General features: G+C 67.2%; 2 protein-coding genes and 1 tRNA gene. 1 reads left to right on the forward strand and 2 read right to left on the reverse strand.

Annotated elements, in window-relative coordinates; all coding sequences use genetic code 11:
• Positions 1-45: 45 nt before the first annotated feature.
• Both ACFWR9_RS03755 and ACFWR9_RS03760 read right to left on the reverse strand, forming a co-directional pair.
• Positions 46-117 (reverse strand) — tRNA-Val (locus ACFWR9_RS03755).
• Between the two features lie 79 nt (positions 118-196).
• Complete coding sequence (locus ACFWR9_RS03760; RefSeq protein WP_383834965.1) at positions 197-649, reverse strand: TIGR02611 family protein; 453 nt, start codon at positions 647-649, stop codon at positions 197-199.
• Positions 650-840: 191 nt separating this feature from the next.
• On the opposite strand from ACFWR9_RS03760, the gene ACFWR9_RS03765 reads away from it, so the two are divergent.
• Positions 841-1,254, forward strand: coding sequence for an SsgA family sporulation/cell division regulator (locus ACFWR9_RS03765; protein WP_004002642.1), 414 nt, complete (start codon positions 841-843; stop codon positions 1,252-1,254).
• The last annotated feature ends 181 nt before the right edge of the window (positions 1,255-1,435 follow it).

Below are 1,435 nucleotides of genomic sequence, written 5' to 3' on the forward strand. Positions count from 1 at the left end.
GGTGTGCGCCCGTGTGGGGGCCGCGCCCCCCGCCTGATGATCCGGTGGGCGATACTGGGTTCGAACCAGTGACCTCTTCGGTGTGAACGAAGCGCTCTCCCACTGAGCTAATCGCCCGGACGCAGGAAGAACATTACCCCATGTCAGAGGCGCCCGTGACCAGCCGGTACCCGGACGCCGCGGCCCTCGTGGGCGCTCACTGGTCCTTGATCTTCCAGGGCATCTCGAGGCCGAACTTCCACAGGTAGATCCCGGCGAGCACGGCGAAGATCACCACCCCGATCGACGTCAGGATGATGTTCCTGCGCCGCACCTTGGGATCGAGGGCGCGCTGCGCCGCCTCGGTGACCTTGCGCTTGGTCCAGCGCAGCACCAGCTGGGCCCAGACGAACTCGGTCGCCCAGATCGCCATGCCACCGAAGATCACGACCCAGCCCGGTCCGGGCAGCGGCAGCATGATGATGCCGGCCACCACCACGGCCAGGCCGACGATGAAGACGCCGACCTGCCAGCTCAGGTGCAGGGCGCGGCGCGCCTTGATGAATTCCGGTGCCCGCGAGCCGAGCGCGCGCTCGCCCGTGGCCTCGTCCGTCCCCGTACGGTCTTCCGCCACGGCCGCCTCGCCGTGCTTGTTACTCCCCGTGTTCATACGGCCAAACACTACCCGAGCGAAACCTGTCACCGGAATGGGCGCAGGACTCGAACGATCACTCGGCCGGAAGAGTTACGTAAACACACGCAAAACACTCAGAGGGGTTTACAACGGCACCGTAGGTGGCATGTCGATTTCGCCGACGTGCGAATCCCCGAGCGCACACTGAGCGAAAGGCCCTGGCGCTTATGAACACCACGGTCAGCTGCGAGCTGCACCTGCGCCTCGTTGTGTCGAGCGAGTCCTCCCTGCCTGTCCCCGCAGGCCTGCGGTACGACACGGCCGACCCCTACGCCGTGCACGCCACCTTCCACACCGGAGCCGAGGAGACCGTCGAGTGGGTGTTCGCCCGCGACCTCCTCGCCGAAGGTCTCCACCGTCCCACCGGGACCGGCGACGTCCGTGTCTGGCCGTCCCGCAGTCACGGCCAGGGCGTCGTGTGCATCGCCCTCAGCTCCCCGGAGGGCGAGGCGCTGCTCGAGGCCCCCGCGCGGGCCCTGGAGTCCTTCCTGAAGCGCACAGACGCCGCCGTGCCCCCCGGCACGGAGCACCGGCACTTCGATCTCGATCAGGAGCTCTCGCACATCCTGGCGGAAAGCTAGGGCGGGGCTCCGCGTGAAGCCGCCCGTCGCCGTCTACTCGGGGTGACGGCACGGGCCAGGACAACCGCATACGGCACACACGGCGTGGGGTTGTGAGGGGGAACACACGAACGCAGCCGACAAAAAGAGACCCCCGGGGAAACGAAACAGCTGAGAGGACAGGAGCCACAGATAAAAACCG

It is taken from the genome of Streptomyces sp. NPDC058534, from assembly GCF_042717365.1.
In the GTDB taxonomy this organism is placed as follows: Bacteria; Actinomycetota; Actinomycetes; order Streptomycetales; family Streptomycetaceae; genus Streptomyces.

Coding starts and splice junctions, on each gene's coding strand:
- ACFWR9_RS03765 (WP_004002642.1), top strand. CDS start 841: ATGAACACCACGGTCAGCTGCGAGCTGCACCTGCGCCTCGTTGTGTCG.
- ACFWR9_RS03760 (WP_383834965.1), bottom strand. CDS start 649: ATGAACACGGGGAGTAACAAGCACGGCGAGGCGGCCGTGGCGGAAGAC.